The organism is Halomonas sp. ALS9, from assembly GCF_001651035.1.
Lineage (GTDB): Bacteria > Pseudomonadota > Gammaproteobacteria > Pseudomonadales > Halomonadaceae > Vreelandella.
Map to the genome: position 1 here is coordinate 354,694 of NZ_LXRG01000065.1, position 20,754 is coordinate 375,447.

23 protein-coding genes and 2 tRNA genes are annotated in these 20,754 nt (G+C 53.8%); 17 read left to right on the plus strand and 8 right to left on the minus strand.

Annotated features, from left to right (window positions below):
- Positions 1–69 precede the first annotated feature (69 nt).
- The gene (locus A6R74_RS05885; RefSeq protein ID WP_064233518.1) at positions 70–444 is read right to left on the minus strand and encodes a phasin family protein; all 375 of its coding nucleotides are present in this window, start codon (positions 442–444) and stop codon (positions 70–72) included.
- Between the two features lie 290 nt (positions 445–734).
- Between A6R74_RS05885 and A6R74_RS05890 the strand changes: the two genes are divergently transcribed.
- Positions 735–2,111: a class II fumarate hydratase gene (locus A6R74_RS05890; RefSeq protein WP_064233519.1), complete on the plus strand. Its 1,377-nt coding sequence runs from the start codon at positions 735–737 to the stop codon at positions 2,109–2,111.
- A gap of 36 nt (positions 2,112–2,147) precedes the next feature.
- Here the strand turns inward: A6R74_RS05890 and A6R74_RS05895 are convergent, their stop codons facing one another.
- A complete protein-coding gene (locus A6R74_RS05895; RefSeq protein WP_064233520.1) occupies positions 2,148–3,218 on the minus strand; it encodes an endonuclease/exonuclease/phosphatase family protein in 1,071 nt (356 codons plus the stop codon).
- 303 nt (positions 3,219–3,521) lie between these two features.
- Between A6R74_RS05895 and A6R74_RS05900 the strand changes: the two genes are divergently transcribed.
- Together A6R74_RS05900 and A6R74_RS05905 are read left to right on the plus strand one after the other, a co-directional pair.
- Positions 3,522–3,598 (plus strand) — tRNA-Val (locus A6R74_RS05900).
- Between the two features lie 22 nt (positions 3,599–3,620).
- Positions 3,621–3,697, plus strand: a tRNA-Val gene (locus A6R74_RS05905).
- Positions 3,698–3,752: 55 nt separating this feature from the next.
- On the opposite strand, the gene A6R74_RS05910 is transcribed toward A6R74_RS05905, so the two are convergent.
- From A6R74_RS05910 to A6R74_RS05925, 4 genes are all read right to left on the minus strand, one after another.
- Positions 3,753–4,241, minus strand: coding sequence for a GAF domain-containing protein (locus A6R74_RS05910; RefSeq protein ID WP_064233521.1), 489 nt, complete (start codon positions 4,239–4,241; stop codon positions 3,753–3,755).
- Between the two features lie 102 nt (positions 4,242–4,343).
- On the minus strand, positions 4,344–5,135 hold the full coding sequence (locus tag A6R74_RS05915; RefSeq protein ID WP_064233522.1) for a MetQ/NlpA family ABC transporter substrate-binding protein: 792 nt from the start codon (positions 5,133–5,135) through the stop codon (positions 4,344–4,346).
- A 103-nt stretch (positions 5,136–5,238) separates the two neighbouring features.
- Positions 5,239–5,892 (minus strand): methionine ABC transporter permease, encoded by a 654-nt coding sequence (locus A6R74_RS05920; protein WP_064233523.1) that lies wholly within the window; start codon positions 5,890–5,892, stop codon positions 5,239–5,241.
- Positions 5,873–6,916 carry a methionine ABC transporter ATP-binding protein gene (locus tag A6R74_RS05925; RefSeq protein ID WP_064233524.1) on the minus strand — a complete coding sequence of 348 codons (1,044 nt, stop codon included), beginning with the start codon at positions 6,914–6,916 and terminating at the stop codon, positions 5,873–5,875. Before A6R74_RS05925 ends, A6R74_RS05920 begins: the two co-directional genes overlap by 20 nt.
- A 316-nt stretch (positions 6,917–7,232) precedes the next feature.
- Here A6R74_RS05925 and A6R74_RS05930 point away from each other — a divergent pair, with 316 nt between their 5' ends.
- The 10 genes from A6R74_RS05930 to moaE all read left to right on the plus strand — a co-directional run bounded on the left by A6R74_RS05930 (position 7,233) and on the right by moaE (position 15,164).
- Positions 7,233–7,865 carry a riboflavin synthase gene (locus tag A6R74_RS05930; protein ID WP_064233525.1) on the plus strand — a complete coding sequence of 211 codons (633 nt, stop codon included), beginning with the start codon at positions 7,233–7,235 and terminating at the stop codon, positions 7,863–7,865.
- Between the two features lie 247 nt (positions 7,866–8,112).
- Positions 8,113–9,411, plus strand: coding sequence for an NCS2 family permease (locus A6R74_RS05935; protein WP_064233526.1), 1,299 nt, complete (start codon positions 8,113–8,115; stop codon positions 9,409–9,411).
- 38 nt (positions 9,412–9,449) lie between these two features.
- Positions 9,450–9,995, plus strand: coding sequence for an adenine phosphoribosyltransferase (locus tag A6R74_RS05940; protein ID WP_007114414.1), 546 nt, complete (start codon positions 9,450–9,452; stop codon positions 9,993–9,995).
- A gap of 6 nt (positions 9,996–10,001) precedes the next feature.
- On the plus strand, positions 10,002–10,481 hold the full coding sequence (gene gpt, locus A6R74_RS05945; protein ID WP_007114413.1) for a xanthine phosphoribosyltransferase: 480 nt from the start codon (positions 10,002–10,004) through the stop codon (positions 10,479–10,481).
- Positions 10,482–10,483: 2 nt separating this feature from the next.
- The gene (ung, locus tag A6R74_RS05950) at positions 10,484–11,167 is read left to right on the plus strand and encodes a uracil-DNA glycosylase (RefSeq protein WP_176459045.1); all 684 of its coding nucleotides are present in this window, start codon (positions 10,484–10,486) and stop codon (positions 11,165–11,167) included.
- Between the two features lie 95 nt (positions 11,168–11,262).
- The gene (upp, locus tag A6R74_RS05955; RefSeq protein WP_007114411.1) at positions 11,263–11,892 is read left to right on the plus strand and encodes a uracil phosphoribosyltransferase; all 630 of its coding nucleotides are present in this window, start codon (positions 11,263–11,265) and stop codon (positions 11,890–11,892) included.
- A gap of 87 nt (positions 11,893–11,979) precedes the next feature.
- Positions 11,980–13,212, plus strand: coding sequence for a uracil-xanthine permease family protein (locus A6R74_RS05960; protein WP_064233527.1), 1,233 nt, complete (start codon positions 11,980–11,982; stop codon positions 13,210–13,212).
- 71 nt (positions 13,213–13,283) lie between these two features.
- Positions 13,284–13,856: a molybdopterin-guanine dinucleotide biosynthesis protein B gene (mobB, locus tag A6R74_RS05965; RefSeq protein WP_064233528.1), complete on the plus strand. Its 573-nt coding sequence runs from the start codon at positions 13,284–13,286 to the stop codon at positions 13,854–13,856.
- A gap of 40 nt (positions 13,857–13,896) precedes the next feature.
- The gene (gene moaC, locus A6R74_RS05970; protein ID WP_064233529.1) at positions 13,897–14,694 is read left to right on the plus strand and encodes a cyclic pyranopterin monophosphate synthase MoaC; all 798 of its coding nucleotides are present in this window, start codon (positions 13,897–13,899) and stop codon (positions 14,692–14,694) included.
- A 2-nt stretch (positions 14,695–14,696) separates the two neighbouring features.
- Positions 14,697–15,164: a molybdopterin synthase catalytic subunit MoaE gene (gene moaE, locus A6R74_RS05975; RefSeq protein WP_276204775.1), complete on the plus strand. Its 468-nt coding sequence runs from the start codon at positions 14,697–14,699 to the stop codon at positions 15,162–15,164.
- Between the two features lie 24 nt (positions 15,165–15,188).
- Here the strand turns inward: moaE and A6R74_RS05980 are convergent, their stop codons facing one another.
- A complete protein-coding gene (locus A6R74_RS05980; protein WP_064233530.1) occupies positions 15,189–16,799 on the minus strand; it encodes a ribonuclease J in 1,611 nt (536 codons plus the stop codon).
- Between the two features lie 230 nt (positions 16,800–17,029).
- On the opposite strand from A6R74_RS05980, the gene purU reads away from it, so the two are divergent.
- Both purU and A6R74_RS05990 read left to right on the plus strand, forming a co-directional pair.
- Complete coding sequence (gene purU, locus A6R74_RS05985) at positions 17,030–17,884, plus strand: formyltetrahydrofolate deformylase (RefSeq protein WP_064233531.1); 855 nt, start codon at positions 17,030–17,032, stop codon at positions 17,882–17,884.
- Positions 17,885–17,918: 34 nt separating this feature from the next.
- A complete protein-coding gene (locus A6R74_RS05990; RefSeq protein WP_064233532.1) occupies positions 17,919–18,590 on the plus strand; it encodes an energy-coupling factor ABC transporter permease in 672 nt (223 codons plus the stop codon).
- Between the two features lie 9 nt (positions 18,591–18,599).
- Here A6R74_RS05990 and lexA read toward each other — a convergent pair whose 3' ends face one another.
- Complete coding sequence (gene lexA, locus A6R74_RS05995) at positions 18,600–19,280, minus strand: transcriptional repressor LexA (protein ID WP_064233533.1); 681 nt, start codon at positions 19,278–19,280, stop codon at positions 18,600–18,602.
- A gap of 267 nt (positions 19,281–19,547) precedes the next feature.
- Between lexA and A6R74_RS06000 the strand changes: the two genes are divergently transcribed.
- Positions 19,548–20,240 carry a TetR/AcrR family transcriptional regulator gene (locus A6R74_RS06000; protein WP_064233534.1) on the plus strand — a complete coding sequence of 231 codons (693 nt, stop codon included), beginning with the start codon at positions 19,548–19,550 and terminating at the stop codon, positions 20,238–20,240.
- Positions 20,218–20,754 carry a L,D-transpeptidase gene (locus A6R74_RS06005; RefSeq protein ID WP_064233535.1) on the plus strand — a complete coding sequence of 179 codons (537 nt, stop codon included), beginning with the start codon at positions 20,218–20,220 and terminating at the stop codon, positions 20,752–20,754. Before A6R74_RS06000 ends, A6R74_RS06005 begins: the two co-directional genes overlap by 23 nt.

Sequence of the window (20,754 nt, forward strand, 5' to 3'; positions counted from 1 at the left end):
CCCCTGTCAGCGAGAGCCGACAGGGGCGTTTATACGACTTGCTTACCAGCTTATTGATTCAATAAGCGATTAAGCGGTTTTGCTCAACTTGCTAGCAGCGGTTTGCGCCTGCTTAACGTTGTCTTCGGTAATTTTCTGGCTTTTCTGGATGAAGTCTTGCTGTAGGGATACGACTTTATCGGTATCGCCCTTAACACGCTCAGCCAGCTCTTTAGCCACTTTTTGCTGACCTTCCATATAGCTGCGCAGACCTTCTGCGTCTTTCACGTCCATCATTTGACGCATTTGCGCAATGCCGGTATCAACGTAGGCTTTGCTGGCGTCCATTTGAGCGTTAAGCATTTTTTCGCTGTAATCGATGCTCAGCGCCATGTAAGCGCGTACTGGCGCCATAAACATGTTGTCAAATTGCTGAGTCATTTCGTTAGTATTTAATGTACGCATCGTCATACCCTCCAGGGTTTGGTCTTGCCAAAAGCAGCTATCCAGAGGTTGGCGCTGCCTATTGAGTGGTTAGCTTTTTAAGCTATCTTGCGTTGCAGCATAGCAACTGTTTTTGTGCAGTGCAACATTTGGTTTTTGGCATTTAATGCCCGTGGGGTAAGCATATGTTTACCCGTATGGTCTAAACAGCTAGCTTGAAGGTAGAGAAGGTGGCTTTAAACAGCGAACGATAGACCAGTTACGGGCTCAGATAAGCATCACTGTTAATCTCACTGTTGGGAGAAAGAGCAATGGCAACACGGAAGGAACGCGACAGCATGGGCGAATTGGAAGTGCCATCTGAGGCCCTTTATGGTGCGCAGACTCAGCGGGCAATCAATAACTTTCCTGTCTCTCATTCGCCCATGCCCCCGGCCTTTATTCACGCCGTCGCGCGTATCAAGCTAGCGGCAGCCCGCGCTAATCAAACCCTGGGAGGGCTTGATAGCGCGCGTGGGGAGGCAATTCAAAAAGCGGCGCGCGAAGTGTTAACGGGTAAGCATGATCAGCACTTTCCCATCGACGTGTTTCAAACCGGTTCAGGCACCTCCACCAATATGAACGTCAATGAAGTGTTGGCGACCTTGGCAAGCCGAGAGGGGGTTGAGGTAACCCCGAACGATCACGTCAATATGGGGCAGTCCAGCAATGACGTAATTCCTACGGCGATTCACCTGTCGGCTGCCATCGCGGTGCACGAATCGCTGCGCCCAGCCCTGGTTCACCTGCGCGATACCATCGACCAGCGCGCCAGTGAGTTGAGCCATGTGGTGAAAACTGGACGTACCCATCTCATGGACGCCATGCCGCTGCGTATGGATCAAGAGCTGGGCGCTTGGTCGAGTCAATTGAGTCAGGCCATTGAGCGCTTTGATAGCGCCATGAAGAGGCTGTGTCGGTTAGCCCAGGGCGGCACCGCCGTGGGTACCGGCATTAACGCACCTATCGGCTTTGCTGAGCAGATAGCGCAAGAGCTGAGCGAGCAGACGGGGTTGATGTTCACCCCTAACGACAGCTTCTTTGCCAGCCTCTCTTCCCAGGATGCAGCGGTAGAGCTTTCCGGGCAGTTGAAAGGCTTGGCCTGCGTGATTATGAAAATTGCCAACGACTTGCGCTGGATGAATTCAGGCCCGCTGGCGGGGCTGGGTGAGATCGAGCTAGAGGCGCTTCAGCCCGGCAGTTCGATTATGCCGGGGAAAGTTAACCCCGTTATTCCTGAGTCGGCTGCTCAAGCTGCTGCTCAAGTCATCGGTCTGGATGCTGCGATTACCGTCGCGGGGCAAAGTGGCAATTTCCAATTAAATGTAATGTTGCCGCTGATAGCTTCCAATCTGCTTACCTCCATTAGCTTGATGAGTAATACCGCACGGCTGCTGGCTGACCGTGCGATTGCCACCTTTAAGGTTCGTGAAGATAACCTAAAAGAACCGTTGGCGAGGAATCCTATCTTGGTGACCGCGCTAAATGGTGCCATTGGCTACAACGCCGCCGCGGCTATTGCCAAAGAGGCTTATCAAGCGGGGCGGCCGATTATTGATGTGGCGGAAGAGAAAACTGACCTTGACCGGGAGACGCTAGAGCGGCTGCTGGATCCGGCCGCGTTAACTCAGGGAGGCATCCCGGAGTAAAGCGTTTAAGGTCAGCTTACGTGAGGCTTCCCGTTTTCAGGTCTCTTGCTGCTCAGTTTTACCTTGCTGGATTGTTTCGCTGGCTTCGCTACGCTCTTCGGTATTAGCTTCGGGTGTTTCATGCTCGTTTTGGCGCGAGGGGCGATAGCAAAAGGTGGCCAGTATCGGAAAGTGGTCGGAGCCGAAGTAGCTAAGGCGCTGCATGCCGACTAAGGTGAAGTGCTCGGTCACAAAGATATGATCTAGGGGCCAGCGCAATACTGGATATTTTGCGTGAAAGGTGCTGAATAAGCCACGTCCCCGGCGTGGATCGAGCATGCCGCCAACACGGCAAAACAGTCGTGTTGTGCGTGACCAAGCCACATCGTTCAGATCGCCAGCGACCAATGTCGCTTGTGGATCTTCATGAATCTTTTTACCCACCAGCAGCAGCTCTGCATCCCGCCACAGGGATTTTTCACTTTCGCTGGGCGCTGGTGGTCGGGGGTGGAGTGCGTAAAAGCGAATTCTATCGCCGTTGGCTAGCGTTACGCGGGTATGAATGGACGGAATGTCGTCTTGAATCAGCCACTCGACGGAGGTGTCGGAGAGTTCGAGGTGCGAGTACAGGTGCATGCCGTAGAGGTTGTCGAGTGGGATTTTAACGCTGTACGGCCACTGTTCTGCGAGCGCAGGATCCAGTTGATCCTGCCACCACTGATCTGACTCCAGGGTCAGTACAATGTCGGGCTGATGCTGTTTAATCATATCGATCAAGGGTTGAACTTGCCGATTCGGGGTCAGCACGTTAGCGATCAAAAGCGTGATCTTTTTATCTGCATCGTTACTCTCTGCCGCCTTAACCTGCACAGGCCACAACGTTGTGAAGGGCAAAATGTAGTAGCCTTGAAATAGCACAGTGATACCCGAGGCGAGTAGGGCCACCCATAACCAGGGGCCTGATTCAACCAAGGAAACGGCTAATAACCAGGTGATTAGGGCTAGGAAAGCGATCTGCAGGCGTGGGAATTCAAAACTGCGAATCCACCACCAGTGCAAATGTATGCGTGCTATCAGCGTCGCTAATAACAGCACGATCGCTATGCTTCCTAGCAAAATACCTGGCATGGTTTATCTCCCTGTAGATAACGACCAACAAATTGAAGCGCTAAGCCTAGCGCTAGAAGGTTGTAGGTGTCGAATTGAACATCTATTCGACATGGGAGTAAAGCCGGTGGGAAGAGGGCGCACAATGGGAAAGAGCTTGCAATTCAGTGATAAAAGCGTAAGATATGCATCCGTTGCAAGGCGTGCAGCTATCCAAATAGCGCACTCCAGATAGACTAATAGCAGATAGACAGATAGACAGATAGACAGATAGACAGATAGACAGATAGACAGATAGACAGATAGACAGATAGATAGCGTAATAGAACCATAGCTCAGTTGGTTAGAGCGCCACGTTGACATCGTGGAGGTCGGCGGTTCAAATCCGCCTGGTTCTACCATTTTAATGTCAAGCCTTTTTTCAGGACCATAGCTCAGTTGGTTAGAGCGCCACGTTGACATCGTGGAGGTCGGCGGTTCAAATCCGCCTGGTTCTACCAGCTTTTATCAAAAACGCCCCAGGCATTTACTGCTTGGGGCGTTTTTGCGTGGACGTTATGTAGCGGCAGGCTCTATCAGGTCGGGCAGCTCGGTCTGGCGCATAAACGTTGCTACCAGCGCTTCAACACCGGCTTGATCTTGTTGAGTAAAGCGCGCATGCATTGGGCTATCCAGATCCAAGACGCCCCACAGAAGGCCATCCACTACGATGGGAACCACTAGCTCAGAGCGAGAGTTGGCGTCGCAGGCAATATGGTCGGCAACCGCATGCACGTCGTCCACTCGCTGGGTGGTTTGCAGTCGGGCAGCCGCGCCGCATACGCCTTTGCTAAAGGGAATCGGATGGCAAGCGGGTTGACCCTGAAACGGGCCTAGGCCTAATACCTTTGGCTGGCGCTGAAGGTAAAAGCCCACCCAGTTTAAGTTGCTAAGCTGTTGGTAAATAAAGGCACAGGTTTGCGCGCTGTTGGTCAGCCAATCGCGGGTATCGAGCAGTGCTTCAAGCTGGCGATTGAGGAGGGGGTAGTCAACACTGTTTTGCATTTGGCATCCTTCGCTACTAATGCAGCAGGCCGGCACTTTTGCATAGGGGGTTACCTATGCGTGCCGGCCTGCATGTTATCTATTGATGGCTAGTGTGCAGTGTTACTCGATCCAGCCAGGTACGGCTGCGCCTTTGAATAGCTCTTCGGCTTTCTCGATCACTTCATCGCGCTGATAAGCGTCGACCAGCTGGCGAATCTCTTCACGATCTTCGTCGCCGCCGCGTACTGCAATCAGGTTGACGTAAGGGGACTCGGGGCCCTCTTTGATTAAGGCGTCATCCAGGCTTAAGCCAGCCGGCTGTGCGAAGGTGTTGTTGATGAACGCCATGTCCACATCGGGCAGCACGCGGGGTAGCTGGGCAGCTTCAATTTCGCGGAAACGGAAGTCGCGGGGGTTTTCCGCGATATCGATTGGTGTGGATTCTAAGAATTCAGGATCATTAAGGGTGATCAGGCCCTCGTTGTGCATCAAAATCAGCGCGCGTCCTTCATTGGAAGGGTCGTTGGGCAGCGCGATCTGAGCACCGTCAGGCAAGTCATCAATGCTGTCATATTTTTCGGAATAGGCGCCAATCGGGTAAACGAACGTATAGCCAGCGATGGCCAAATCATAGCCACGGTCGTCGACCATCGACTGTAAATAGGGCTCATGCTGGTAGGCATTGGCATCTAAGCTGCCGTCGGCCAGGGCGGCATTGGGAGTGACGTAGTCGGTAAACTCGATGATTTCGACATCAAGGTTGTACTCTTCTTTGGCAATGCGCGCTGCCACTTCCATCACTTCAGTTTCAGGGCCCGCAACAGTGCCCATTTTGATGCTGCGCGTTTCAGCATTGGCGACGTTAACCGCAAGCGCCAGGGCGGTAAGGCTACCGATAATTAGTTTTTGCATAAGATCTCTCCAGTGACGTTGTGCTTAATGGTGCAATGATGCGGCAATAAAAAACCGCTGTCTAATGCATTTTTGTTATAAAGGATGATTGATGTACGCAATGTCACTTACGGTCACTTTTGCGTACCAAGTAGTCGCCCAGGCTCTGAAAGCCCTGCACCATGATGACCAAGATCACCACCGTAATAAGCATGATGGTAGGGTTGAAACGGTTATAGCCGTAGCGAATGCCTAAGTCGCCGAGGCCGCCGCCGCCCACTGCGCCTGCCATGGCGGAGTAGCTGACCAGTGTCACAACGGTAATGGTTAAGCCTGTCATGATCCCACCGCGAGCCTCTGGAATTAGCACTTTGCGAATAATTTGCCAAGGCGTAGCCCCCATGGCTTGGGCGGCTTCAATTAACCCCGGCGAGATTTCATTAAGGGCCGCCTCGACCAATCGAGCGACAAACGGGATAGCGGCAATCGTCAGCGGTACCGACGCTGCATTAATACCAATCGAGGTACCCACCAGCATGCGTGTAAAAGGAATGATCGCCACCATCAAAATAATAAACGGGATGGAGCGGCCAACGTTGGTGACAATGCTCAGCACCTGATTAAGTACCGGCTTGGCTAATATTTGTCGCGGGCGAGTAACATAGAGCATCACCCCGAGAGGGAGGCCGACGAGGGTAGAAATCAATCCTGAAACGGCCACCATATAAAGGGTATCCAGCGTGGCCTGTAAAATTAAATCAATCATTGCGCTGGACATGGCCGAGTACCTCCACTTGCAGTTGATGAGATTCGAGATAGTGCATGGCTTGCTGGGTTTGCGTCGGAGAGCCTAGCAGCTCCGCAATCATCAGGCCCAGGGTGCGTTCCTGAATGGACTCTACTTTTGCTTGCAGAATGCTCACATCGACCCCGCATTCGCGAGCTAAGCGCGAAATCAACGGAGTTGAGACCGCGTCGCCCGAGAAGGTTAAGCGTACCACTGGATGGGTATGTTCACCGGGGGCATCAAGGAGCCTTTCGATTAGCTCTTTGGGGGGTGTTAGCTGTAGGAAGTCGTTGAGAAACTCACGTCCAAGTTGGGTGCGCGGGGCGGTAAAGAAGTCGCCGACTTCTGAATCCTCCACCAATTCGCCATCCGAAATCAGGCTCACCCGGTGGCAAATCGATTTAACTACTTCCATCTCGTGGGTAATTAGCAGGATGGTAATGCCCAGTTGATGGTTAATATCGCGCAGTAGCTCCAGTATGGAGCTGGTGGTTTGTGGATCTAGCGCGGAGGTTGCCTCATCGCAGAGTAGTACCTGTGGTTTGCTGGCTAACGCTCGGGCGATTGCGACTCGCTGCTTCTGGCCACCAGAAAGCTGAGCGGGGTACTGATTGGCTTTATCTGCCAGGCCGACCATTTCCAGCAGCGGAACAACGCGCTCTTGCACGGCACTCTGTTTTTGCCCCATTAATTCAAGCGGGAGTGCAACGTTGTCGAAAACCGTACGTGTAGTGAGCAGGTTGAAGTGCTGAAAAATCATGCCAATACGATGGCGTGCGCGGTTTAAGGCCGCGTTGCTCAGGCGCGTCATTTCTTGACCATCTACTGTGACGCTGCCGCTAGTCGGGCGTTCTAGCAAATTCACGCAGCGAATCAACGTGGACTTACCTGCGCCAGAAAGGCCGATGACGCCATGAATGGTGCCTTTAGGCACAGTGAGGTTTGCTGCTTTGAGCGCATGGACGGCGCTTGTGCCGCTACCATATGTTTTACTGACGTTGCTAAGTTCAATCATGGCGTCTGCCTTGCTGGTAGGCCGAAGACGAAGTGCGGGAGAATAGGAGCAGGCGTAGGGCGGGGATAAAAAAAGCCACCCTCGTGGGTGGCCATTAACGCTGGACACACCCTTTTAGCTGCACTTCACTAGGCTGCTGGCCTGGTGGACGCCCGCAAGATGGGTACAAATCGGCGTCGTTTCATTTGCGCCAAAAGTCTAAAGATAGGCGGTTGGCATGTCAATTAGAAGCGAGGTGACTGCACAAAGATGAGGCACCAGTAGTAAGCTTGCAGATTACATCCATGATTTTTACGAGCTTAAGGAGCAGGGCGCTATGTTTACCGGCATTGTGCAGGGTGTGGCTACAGTGGAGGCGGTGCGCGAGCTAGATGATTTTCGCGTGCATGTGATAAAAATGCCGCCTGCGATGCGTGAGGGTCTTGAGATCGGGGCGTCTGTTGCTCATAACGGTGTTTGTTTAACGGTAACGTCGATAGAAGGCGATAGCGTTAGTTTTGATTTGATGCGTGAAACGCTACGTTTGACTAATCTTGGTGCAGTCACTCCTGGGCAATGCGTCAATATAGAGCGTGCTGCTCGTTTTGGTGATGAGATTGGTGGGCACTCGATGTCGGGGCACATCATTTCCATGGCAGACGTAGTGGCCATTGAAGAGGCGCCTAACAACCGTCGGCTGTGGTTTTCACTGCCGGAAAGACTGGGCCGATTTGTGTTTGAAAAGGGCTATATCGGGGTAGACGGTATCAGTTTGACGATCGGTGATGTACGCCACGCTGAGAACGGAGCTGTGGAGTTCAGCGTCAACTTAATCCCTGAAACGCTATCGCGCACCACACTTCAGGAGCGCGCGCCCGGGGATCAGGTCAACATCGAAATTGACCCACAAACTCAGGTGATTGTTGAAACCGTTGAGCGCGTGCTTGCTAAGCAAGGTAGGGCTCAGTAAAGCGGGACTAACAAAAAGCGGGGCACGGCAGCATCAGTAATGGTGTTTGTTGGTTTTTGGTTGACCGATCGGTTAGGTTGTGGCCTAAAGATTGCTTGGTATTCACTGGTGGGGCTCGCCCCGTCAATATTGGTCGCCTTGCTGAGGCGCTCGCATCAAGGCGAGCGTTTCGGTAGTATGTGCGGCTTTTCTCAGCACCCGAACGCATACAAATCATGCGGCGTTAGCGCTAAGGACAACAAACTTCATGAAACTTCTGGATAACTATTTCAAGCTCTCCGAGCAAAAAACCAACGTGAAGACAGAAGTTATCGCCGGGATTACCACCTTCCTGACGATGGCCTATATCATCTTTGTTAACCCGAGCATCCTGTCACAAGCAGGGATGGACTACGGCGCGGTGTTTGTGGCGACTTGCCTGGCGGCAGCGATTGGCTGTTTTGTCATGGGGCTGTGGGCCAATTATCCCATTGCTCAGGCACCAGGCATGGGGCTAAACGCCTTCTTCACCTACGGCGTGGTGCTGGGCATGGGATATACTTGGGAGGCCGCGTTGGGGGCGGTCTTCTTCTCTGGTTTAACGTTCTTCTTGTTAAGTATTTTTAAAATTCGCGAGTGGATCATTAACGCCATTCCAATGACGTTACGGCTGGGGATCGCCGCCGGTATTGGTCTGTTCCTGGCGATGATCGCGTTGAAAAACGCCGGCATTGTGGTTGCCAATCAGGCTACCTACGTGACGCTGGGTGATCTATCTCAACCACCGGCTATTTATGCGCTGCTAGGCTTTTTTGTGATTACCGCGCTGGCATACCTGAAAGTCACCGGTGCTGTGATGATTGGTATTTTGGGTGTGACCGTAGCGGCAATGGTGCTTGGCCATAATGAGTACGGTGGTCTTATGTCGATGCCACCCTCTATCGCGCCGACCTTTATGGCCATGGATTTAATGGGCGCCCTGGATGTGGCGATGCTCAGCGTGATCTTTGCCTTTCTATTTGTGGATCTATTTGATACTTCAGGCACGCTGGTCGGTGTTGCCCATCGTGGCAAGCTGCTAGACAAAGATGGCAAGTTGCCGCGTATTGGTCGTGCCATGATGGCTGACAGTACTGCGTCAATGGCGGGCGCCGCCTTGGGTACTTCCACGACAACAAGCTATATTGAATCAACCGCGGGCATCGCATCGGGTGGCCGTACTGGCTTGACGGCGGTAGTCGTGGGTGTTTTGTTTCTGATCAGCCTGTTTTTCGCACCGTTGGCGGGTTCGATTCCGGCCTACGCTACCGCGGGTGCGTTGCTGTATGTAGCGGTACTGATGGCGGGCAGCTTGGCCCACGCGAACTGGGAAGACCCCACCGATGCAGCGCCTGTGTTGATTGCTGCCCTAGCAATGCCGCTAACATTCTCGATTGCCGAAGGAATCGCGCTAGGCTTTATTAGCTACGTGGCGATCAAGACGCTTTCGGGCCGCTTTAGCGACCTGAACCCGGCGGTGATTATTTTGTCACTGCTGTTTGCGGCAAGATATCTTTTCTTGGTTTGATTAAACACCACCCCTTTTATTACTCAATGAGAGACGCGATGAGCATCTACGGCGACTATATTAAGTCCGTTATTCGCACGGTTCCCGATTGGCCTGAAAAGGGCGTGAATTTTCGCGATATTACCCCCTTGTTGCAAAATAGCGCTGCCTTTCGCAAGCTGATCGATAGCTTCGTACACCGCTACCAAGAGATGAACCTGGATGCCATCGCGGCCATTGATGCGCGAGGGTTTATTATTGGTGCGCCGCTCGCCTATGAGTTGGGCTGCAGCTTTGTGCCGGTGCGCAAGAAGGGCAAATTACCCTTCAAAACCATCAGCGAGACCTACACCCTGGAGTACGGTCATTCTGAAGTGGAACTGCACTCCGATGCGTTCCAGAAAGATGACCGTATCCTGCTAATGGATGACTTGATCGCCACCGGTGGCACCATGCTGGCAGCGGCCAATCTGATTCAGCGCAGCGGTGGTCAGGTGGTTGAAACGGCCACTATTATCGATCTGCCCGAGCTTGGCGGTTCACAAAAAATTCGCGATGCCGGTTACAGCGTATTCGCCGTTTGTTCTTTCACCGAAGACGAGTAATTCCCCATGAGCAGCGATCGTTATCACCAGCATTTCACTGTCTCCTGGGATCAGTTGCACCGGGATGTGCGCACCCTGTGTCATCAGATGATCGAGCGTGATTTCAAAGGCATTGTAGCGATTACCCGCGGCGGTTTAATTCCTGCCGCGCTAATAGCTCGAGAGCTTAATATCCGCTTGATCGATACCGTGTGTATTAAAAGCTATGACCATATGGATCAAGGCGGCCTGGATATTATGAAAGGCGTTGATCATGACGGTGAAGGCTGGTTGCTGGTCGATGACTTGGTGGATACCGGCAAAACAGCGCGGGCAGTACGCAAAATGTTGCCTAAAGCTCACTTTGTGACTATCTACGCCAAGCCGGACGGTCGCCCCCTGGTGGATCAATACCTGACGGAAGTTTCCCAACAATGCTGGATTCAATTCCCCTGGGATATGGGCGTTGCTTACGTTGAGCCGCTTGTCGATCAAATGAAGAGGTAATGATGGCCAATCCACTTCCCGGCGATTGGAGTCAGTGGCTGGGTAATGAGTTTCAGGCTGACTATATGCTGGCGCTAAAAGCCTTTTTGGCGCAGCAGAAAGCGGCCAAGAAAATTATCTACCCACACTCCACACAATGGTTTCGCGCCTTTGAGCTGACGCCGTTGAGCGAAGTGAAGGTGGTTATTTTAGGCCAAGATCCCTATCACGGCCCTAATCAGGCTCATGGCTTATGTTTTTCCGTGCAGCCCGGTGTTCCTGTGCCGCCATCGTTGGTCAATATCTACAAAGAGTTGGCCACCGATGTCGGTTTCACCCCTGTGCGCCACGGCCATCTGGAAGCATGGGCCAAGCAGGGCGTGCTGTTGTTAAACACCTCGCTTACCGTTGAGCAGGGCAATGCGGCCTCGCATCGCGGTAAAGGGTGGGAGCCGTTCACCGACCGCGCCATTGAAACTGTTAGCCAGCACGCGCCGCCGTGTGTATTTCTGTTATGGGGAAGTCATGCGCGCCAGAAGAAGGCGTTAATCGACCAGGGGCGCCACTTAATACTTGAAGCCCCGCATCCTTCACCGCTCTCTGCGCACCGGGGCTTTTTCGGTACTCGGCATTTTTCCCAAGCCAATCAGTTTCTGCAGGCCCAGGGTCGAGCCCCCATTGAGTGGCAATTGCCGGAAACCCCTTAACCTCGTAAGTGGTTGCGGGTAGAATACGCGCAATTTTGTGCCTAGCTGATGCAACCCTGGTTGCCATTCTGAATCCCCTGCAGTGAGGAAGTCCCATGAGTGTTTACGCCATTAACCATCCGCTTGTTCAACATAAGCTGGGACTGATGCGCGAAGCTGACCTGAGCACTAAGAGCTTTCGTGAACTGGCAGGTGAAGTCGCCAAGCTATTGACCTATGAAGCAACCAAAGGTCTTGAGTTGGAAGATCATGAAATCCAGGGATGGAACGGCGAGCCGATTGCCACCCGTCGGCTAAAAGGTAAAAAAGTCACCGTTGTACCGATTCTGCGTGCTGGGCTCGGCATGTTGGAAGGCGTAACGGATCTGATCCCCAGTGCCCGGGTAAGCGTTGTCGGTCTATACCGCGATGAAGAGACGCTGCAGCCGGTGCCTTACTTTGCCAAGTTTGCCAACGATATCGAAGAGCGCATGGCGATCGTGATTGACCCTATGTTGGCTACCGGCGGCTCGATGGTGGCAACACTGGACATGCTGCGTGAACGCGGCTGTGAAAGCATGAAGGTGATCGTGTTAGTTGCCGCCCCTGAAGGCATCAAACGGGTGCAGGATGCTTACCCCGATATCGAAATTTACACTGCCTCAATCGATGACCGCCTCGACGAAAATGGCTACATCGTCCCTGGATTGGGTGACGCTGGCGATAAGATTTTCGGAACGCGCTAAGCATCGTTACTGACATTGCCCCTTACGCCCAGCGTCAGGGGCATTTTTTTGCACACCTACAATCGAATAATCACTAGGAATTCACTTATGCGTGAAGCTGCCAGTCAGGCTGAGTCGTGGCCAAAAGTCATTTTAACCGGCGCGCAAATGCTGTTTGTAGCGTTTGGCGCCTTGGTGTTAGTGCCTCTTCTGACCGGTCTTGACCCGAGTGTTGCACTGTTCACGGCCGGGGTGGGAACCCTAGTATTTCACGCGGTTACCAAACAAAGCGTGCCAGTTTTTTTGGCCTCATCGTTTGCTTTTATTGCCCCCATTCAAGGCTCTGTGGCGAGTTTTGGCGTGTCAGCGACCATGGGCGGGTTAATGGCGGCGGGGCTGGTCTATGTGGCGATTTCCCAGGCGGTGCGCTTAAAAGGTACTGCTTGGCTGCACCGCTTGCTTCCCGCTGTAGTGGTGGGGCCGGTGATTATGGTGATTGGCCTGTCGCTGGCACCGGTGGCGGTTAGCATGGCGACCGGGGAAACCAGTGACAACATCGGCTATGGCGCGGCAATCTTTCTCTCGATGACCAGTTTATTAGTGACGTTAGTGCTAGCCGTATTTGGCCGCGGGCTACTTCGCCTAGTGCCGATTATCGGCGGCATTGTCACCGGCTATTGTTTGGCGTTGGTGATGGGGGCCGTCGACTTTACGCCTGTGCGTGAGGCAGCGTGGCTATCAATCCCCAGCTTTACCGCTCCGAGTTTTCACTGGGCGGCTATTCTGTTTATGATTCCGGTCGCGATTGCCCCGGCGGTAGAGCACATTGGTGATATGGTGGCGATTGGTTCGGTGACCCGCAAAAACTACCTAGAAAAGCCTGGCCTACATCGCACGCTGTTAGGCGATGGGTTGGCAACCAGCGTGGCAGCGCTATTCGGCGGGCCGCCGAATACGACCTACTCGGAAGTCACCGGCGCCGTAACCCTCACTCGGGCGTTTAATCCCAAGTACATGATCGTTGCCGCGATTATTGCCATTGTGCTGGCGTTTGTGTCCAAGCTTGGCGCGCTGCTGCAGACCATTCCTGGCCCGGTAATGGGCGGCATTATGACGCTACTGTTTGGCTCCATTGCGGTGGTTGGTATGAACACTCTGGTACGCGCTGGTCAGTCGCTGACGGCACCCCGCAATTTAGTGGTGGTCTCACTGATACTGGTGTTCGGTATTGGCGGCATGCAGTTTGGCGGTGGCCAGTTTACGCTGCAGGGCGTTAGCCTGGCCGCCTTAGTGGGTATTGCGTTGAACTGGCTATTACCCCGCGAGCAAGAGGGCGAGTAGAGTCATTCTCTATAGCGCTGCGTGAATCGTTAGAACGGTAGCGTTTAGTGATTATCAGGAGTCTTGGCAGCATGGAAAACGAATTAACCGCGCCCTTTCCCGTACTGGGGATTGCTGCCTGGAGCGGCACCGGAAAAACGACGCTGTTAGAGAAGCTGCTACCGCGATTAGGCGAGTATGGCTTGAAAGTTGCTGTCATTAAGCACGCTCACCACTCGTTTGATGTCGACCAGCCCGGCAAAGATAGTTATAAACTGCGCAGCGCCGGTGCTGCGCCGGTACTGGTGGCTTCTCGTCAACGGTTTGCGCTGATGCAGGAAACCCCCGGGCAGGAAGAGCCGGATTTAGCCCAGTTAATTGCCATGATGGCGCCGCACCAACCCGACTTGGTGATTGTCGAAGGTTTCAAGGCTTGGCCGATTCCCAAGCTGGTGCTTTACCGCGAAGGCATTGGTGATACGGCTATTTTAACCGGCCAATGGGTCGAGGCAGCCGCGCTGAGCGCACCACCGCCTATCGACCTAGCGGCTACGGTGACCCAGTTAAATCTAGACGATAGCGAAGCAATAGCGCGCTGGATAGTCAGTTGGTTAAGCGCGAAAAACGACGCTAGATTTTCAAGTTCTTCGGCTTCAAGTATCTAAATTTCAAGTGCTTGGGCTTCAAAAAAGCAACGGTGACAATATGCATCTTACCCACCTCAATACCCGTGGCGAAGCCAATATGGTGGATGTCGGCGATAAACAAGAAACTCGCCGCGAAGCCGTCGCTTCAGGCCGTATTGTCATGCAGCCTGAAACGCTGAAACTGCTTAGCGATGGTGAGTTGCCCAAGGGCGATGTGCTGGCCACCGCACGTATCGCCGGCATTCAGGCGGCCAAACGCACCCATGAGCTGATTCCACTCTGTCATGCATTGGCGCTCTCTAAGGTGTCCGTTGAGTTTGACATCGATATTGCCGAATCCTGCGTTCATGTGACGTCTCTGTGTCGTTTGAATGGCCGCACTGGGGTTGAAATGGAAGCCCTTACCGCCGTTTCGGTAGCCTGTTTGACGCTTTACGATATGTGCAAAGCGGTCGATAAAGGTATGCGGATCGAAGCCATTCAGCTCGACAGCAAGCAGGGTGGACTGCGTGGTGACTACCAGCGTATGAGCGCTCAGGCGCCCATTGTTACCGGCGACGGCGTGGCCGGAGAAGTCAGCTTGGGCGAACGCTGCCCTTCACCCTGCATACGGGTTAAGTTTTTAGCTGAGCTGCGTGAGCGGGTTGGCGAGAGCGAGGCAGTGGTGAGCCTTGATCAACTGGCTAGCCGCGACATTAGCGGACTGAAAGCCGCGCTGACCGAGCGCGATAGCCGCTTTAAACAGCTAACCGACCAGCGCACGTTGTGTGCGATTAACCAAGTCATGGCCAATGACGAAGCGTTAGTGACCGATGATGACGAAGTGGCGTTTTTCCCGCCAGTCACAGGGGGGTGAGGGTGGATAGTAAGCTGGATATTAAAGTAGCCATTCAAGCAGCCCCGTTCTCAATGGCCTATGGCTATGACGATGCCTTGGCGGGGCGCAGCGATATTGGCGCGGTAGTCAGTTTTACCGGCTTGGTGCGTGATTTTAATGAGACGCCTGACGTCACGGGGTTAACGCTGGAACACTATCCGGGCATGACCGAGCGCACGCTGACAGAGATTGGTGAGCAGGCCTGGCAGCGCTGGTCGCTCCAAGCGGTGCGGATTATTCATCGCGTTGGCTATCTGGAGCCGGGTGATCCAATTGTGCGGGTGCTGGTGGCTAGTGCACACCGGCGTGAGGCATTCGAAGCCTGCGATTTCATAATGGATTACCTGAAAACCCAGGCGCCTTTCTGGAAGAAAGAGCACTCTACCCAGGGTGAGTATTGGGTTAAAGAGCGCCACTCTGATCAGCAGGATGCAGCGCGCTGGCGTTAATGTAGGTCCAGCGCGAGTAGACTCCTATCGATTGGCGGCGTTGTCCAGGATGACTGTGTCTGGCATTTCGGCGGCCATAATCTGTAGGTGCACATCGGGCAGGTGCTGCATATGCTCCGCCAGCCAGTGAACCAAGCGGGGCTGCAATGCCTGACGCAAGTCGGCAAGCGTCTCTGCTGCAATCTCCTCAAGCTGATCATCCAGCCAATCGCTAAAGCTATCTTCATCCAGCGGGCTGGCCCCTGAGGCATCCAACATCAAGCGGCCAATCCGTGCCCAGCCAGTGTCAGTCGCGGTCACCGGTAGCGCAAGGTATAAGCTGCCGCGACGGGTCTTATTGGCGTCATTCAACTCAAGACCGGGATGGGGCACCACGCTGTTCTGACTGACTATGCAGGGCGGCTGCGGATAGCGCGCCTCGCAGCGCAGCCCGTGGCTATCAAAATTGATCAGATCGCCGTTTATCGGTGTCAGTGGGGCACTAATGCCCAGCTGGTTGGCGATGGCCTGATGGGCCTGCTGATGGCGTGCTTCGCCATGCACCGGCATAAGATGCTTGGGCCTGACCCACTGATAGAGTTTGATCAGCTCATCCTGAGCAGGATGCCCTGTGGCATGTAATTCAGGGTGATTGAACTCGTCATAGATGCTGACACCGAGATGCGCCAAACGCTTTTTAAGCTGCTCGATGGGGCGCTCATTGCCGGGAATGGCTTTAGCCGAGAAAATGACGTTATCGCCCGGCTGAAGATCCACATAGGGGTGACGGCCCTGGGCGAGACGCTGAAGTGCGGCGCGGGGCTCGCCCTGACTCCCGGTGGCGATAATCACCACTTCATCCCGAGGCAGGTAGCCAAGGTCGTGGTTGGGCACCAGCGGCGGCAGATCATCCATATAGCCTAACCCACGCGCGACGCTGACCATGCGCTCCATGGAGCGCCCCATTAAGCTGATACGACGGCCGCATCGATGCGCCGCGCGTCCTATCGCTAACACCCGGGCAAGATTGCTGGCAAAGCAAGAGATCACCACGCGGCCCTGGCAATTGCTGAGGGTTTTTGCCAACGCCCGGGCGACGTCCCCTTCGCTGCCAGAGTGGCCAGGCATTGGAGCGTTGGTGGAGTCGCCCACGACTAAGTCAATTGGTGCAAGCGCCTTGAAGTGGGTGGCGCTGATCGGCGTGCCGATGATCGGTTCGGGGTCGAGTTTCCAGTCACCGGTATGCAAGACACGGTAGCCACCGGCGATCATCATTAACGCACAGCTCTCTGGGATCGAGTGCGTTAACAGCAAATAGCGCAGCGTGAACGGTCCGCTTTCCAGCGCCTCGCCAGGTTCAATGACATGGATAGCCGCGCTGCTAAGCTGATGCTCGGCAAACTTTAGCCGCAACAGGCCCGCCGCTAGCGGAGTGGCGTAAATGGGACAGTTCCACATCGGCCAGAGCCAGGCCACCGCGCCAATGTGGTCTTCATGGCCGTGGGTGATAAACAGCGCTTTGGGTACAATCCCTAATGCTTTCGGCGTATCGAGATTGGGCACTTGTAGCGGTGAGTTGGGAAGATCCTGGCGGATCGTCATGCCGCAGTCCACGGCTATCCAGTGGTCGTCATAGCCGTATAGCGTTAGATTCATTCCAATCTCACCGCAGCCCCCCAGCGGCAAGATGCGCAGCGGTGGACGACGACGGGGACGAATTTGAACGCGTGGTGAATGCATCTGTTATGAAAAACCTAAAAAGTAGTGACTTAACTATACGGGAAGGCAGGGGCGGCTAACAATCATCCTTGGCCTTCCGATACAATATGCAGCCTAAGCCGCTGGTTTGTCATAATTACCTTAGAAATAGGTCAAGAGTAGCTCACATGTCTCATTATTATCGTTTAGTGGTTTCCTGTCCTGACCGGGTGGGGATTGTTGCAAGGGTCTCGAGTTTTATTGCCCAGCAGGGCGGCTCTATTACCGAAGCCAGCCAGCACTCTGATTTAGAAACCGGCTGCTTTTTTATGCGCTATGAAATTTTGGCGGATTCGGTAGGTATGACCGTAGAAGCGTTGCGCGAGGCGTTTGCGCCGGTAGCCAGCGAATTCAATATGCAGTGGTCACTGGTGGATACCCAACAACGTCGGCGGGTAGTACTGATGGTATCGCGAGAGTCACACTGCTTGGTCGATCTACTTTACCGCTGGCAAGCGGGTGAGCTGGATTGCGATATTGTTGGGGTTATCTCCAATCATGACGATATGCGTTCTTTGACAGAGTGGTACGGCATTCCATACCACCATGTGCCGGTAGACCCTGACAATAAGCAAGCCTCCTTTGCCAAGGTACAGGCCGAAATCGACAGTGCCCGCGCTGACTGCGTGGTGTTGGCACGCTATATGCAAATTCTGCCCCCTGATCTGTGTGCACGCTATGCGGGACGCGTGATCAATATCCATCACAGCTTTTTGCCCTCTTTTGCCGGGGCAAAACCCTACCACCAGGCTTACCAGCGGGGCGTAAAACTTATCGGGGCTACCTGCCACTATGTGACCGAGGAGCTCGATGCAGGCCCCATCATCGAACAGGATATTCATCGTGTTAGCCACTGCCATACACCTACGGATTTAGTACGCTTTGGCCGTGATGTAGAGAAGGCGGTGCTCGCTCGCGGGTTGCGTTGGCACTTAGAAGATCGCGTGCTGGTGCACGGCAATAAGACAGTGGTCTTTAGCTAGAGGCTCCCTAACGCCATCAACCCGAGAGGCCGCCATGTCATTCGCGCAAAGTGTTTTAGCGCCCTGGGCGCTGCTGTTTACCTGGCTACTCTCGCTAGGCGTTTTAGCGTGGGCACTTTGGGGGCGGCCCTGGCAGGTGTTGCTAGCGGATACGGCGCTTCAGCACCGCTGGCTAGGCGCCACGCTGGCAGTGCTGCTGATGTGGCAGCTTCGTGCGCAGGCGGTTGATTGGCTCACGCTGCACCTTGTTTTCACAGTATTAATGACACTCGTTTTTAAAGCACCATTAGCGCTGATTAGCAACGTGCTGATTAATATCGCTATGGTGGTCATTGGTCGCAACGAGTGGATGCTAATGGGGGCAAACGTACTGGTTACCGGTGTCGTCCCGGCGGCCGTCATTGGCACGGTATGGCGGCTGGTAGATCGCCGCCTGCCGGATAATTTAATGGTCTTTCTGTTTGCCTGCGGCTTTTTCGGCGCGGCGCTGGCAACGCTGGGGGGAGGGTTAGCGGCGGTACTGCTGATTATCGTCTCAGGAACCGATCCAGAGGCGATCTATCTCGCCCAGGAGTATGCGCGCTTCTTACCGCTACTAATGCCTTCAGAGGCCTTTATAACCGGCATGCTGCTGAGTATTCTGCTGGTCTATCACCCTAACTGGGTGGCCACCTTCAATGACCACCGCTATATCGACCTGCAATAGTGGTGGTTGCTAGCCGAGTGCCTGGCCGTTACCGCCACGAATTACCCCTACACCAACGCCTTCGATATCGAGCGACTGGGATCGCAGGTCGATTTCAATGGGCGCAAAGTCGGGGTTTTCAGCAAATAGCGTCACTTGGTGCCCCTGGCGTTTGAAGCGTTTGACCGTTACTTCATCATCTAGTCGTGCTACTACAATCTGGCCATCGCGCACCCGGTCGGTGCGATGCACCGCTAATAAATCGCCTTCCAAAATACCAATATCTTTCATCGAAAGCCCGCGTACGCGCAGCAGGTAGTCGGCTTTGGGTGTAAAATACTCGGCTGGCAGGGGGCAGTAACGATCAATATGTTCAGCGGCTAAAATGGGGCTGCCAGCGGCCACCTCACCGATTACGGGCAGTCCAGTCGGCAGCGTCTCAACGTTGGCAGCAGGTAACGAGGTGACGGCGTTTTCCAGGACGTCTTGAGGTTCCTGGTTGGGCAGGCGGATGCCACGAGAGGTGTTGCGGATAATGCGAATAACGCCTTTGCGTTCCAGCGCGCGCAGGTGCTCTTCTGCAGCGTTGGGAGAGCGGAAGCCAAGTGCTTTGGCAATTTCGGCGCGGGTAGGAGGGTAGCCAAATTCGCCCATAGTCTTAACGATAAAATCAAACACGTGCTGTTGGCGAGCGGTTAGCGGACGCGACATACCAGACTCCATAAATTGTGAATAGACAGTAACAAGTTAAATGTCGACTTAATCAATGAGTGGTTAAGTATACAGTATGTTCCTCTGTCCAGTATATGGCTTGTCAGCGCCTATCGGTGATGCCTATGCAATTTTCCTAATCGTTTGAAACTAAGTTTCTGCTTATTTAACCAGCCACATTTTGTCAATAAATCAAGCGTTGAGCCCGCCAAAGTTATGGCATAGTATTTTGCTATGTTTTAAACACCTGTTTCCCTGGAGAGCGACATGGCTCAATCTGATACGGTGACACGTATACTCGATACCGCTGAGGTGCTGTTTGCAGAGCGGGGTTTTGCCGAAACGTCGCTGCGTAACATCACAAGCAAAGCGCGCGTTAACCTGGCCGCCGTCAATTACCACTTTGGTTCCAAAAAAGCCCTGATTCAGGCTGTTTTTTCGCGATATCTGGATCCTTTTAATCAGCGTTTTCACACCGCTTTGGATGAGCTGGAAGGCCAACACGCTGGGCGCGTTATCCCGCTTGAAACACTGCTCGAAACCATGGCCACAACTGTTCTTGCGGTGCCAGCTGAGCGCAACAGTTTAAAAGTGTTTATGCGTCTGCTCGGTCTTGCCTACAGCCAGGCCCAGGGACATCTCCGGCGCCATATCCAGCAAGAGTACGGCGATGTATTTACCCGCTTCACCGAGCTTGTCCGTAAAGCAACGCCAAACCTGCCTGACGCAGAGCGTTTTTGGCGGCTACACTTTATGCTTGGCACGGTTATATTTACCCTGTCTGGCCTTGATGCACTGCGCGATATCGCGGAGAAGGATTATCACGAACAGGTCTCTGTGCGTGACTTGGTAAGGCGGCTGCTCCCGGTCGTTGTAGCTGCCATGAATGCGCCTTTACCTCTGACCCTTGAAGAAGCCAAGCCTGAAGAAGGAAAACATGCGAACGCCTACGCTAGCTGAGCTACCTCCGACTGATAATATCTGGCTGGAAATTGATACCACTCAACAGCAACTGCGCTGTTGGCGAGGACCTAAAGTGCTCCACGAGTGTGCAATTTCATCCGGTGCCGCTGGAAGCGGGGAGCTCAGTGGTAGTGGTCAAACGCCCCACGGCTGGCACTATGTGCGAGCCGCTATTGGTGGCAACATGCCCGAAAATGCTGTGTTTCGAGGCCGCCGCTGGACGGGCGAGATATTTTCAGCCGCGCTAGCTGAAGCTTATCCTAAACGTGACTGGATTTTGACCCGCATCCTGTGGCTGTGTGGATTGGAGAGGGGGGTGAACCGCGGTAAGCAGGTGGACTCTCAGCGGCGCTATATTTATCTTCACGGCACACCACCTGAGGAGCCCATGGGCGTTGCTGCTTCCCACGGCTGTATTCGTTTACGTAATAGTGATTTGCTGACCATTTTTTCTTTAGCGTTGCCGGGTACCCCTGTTTGGTTGCACGGTGGCCGTCAATGCTTTGATTAA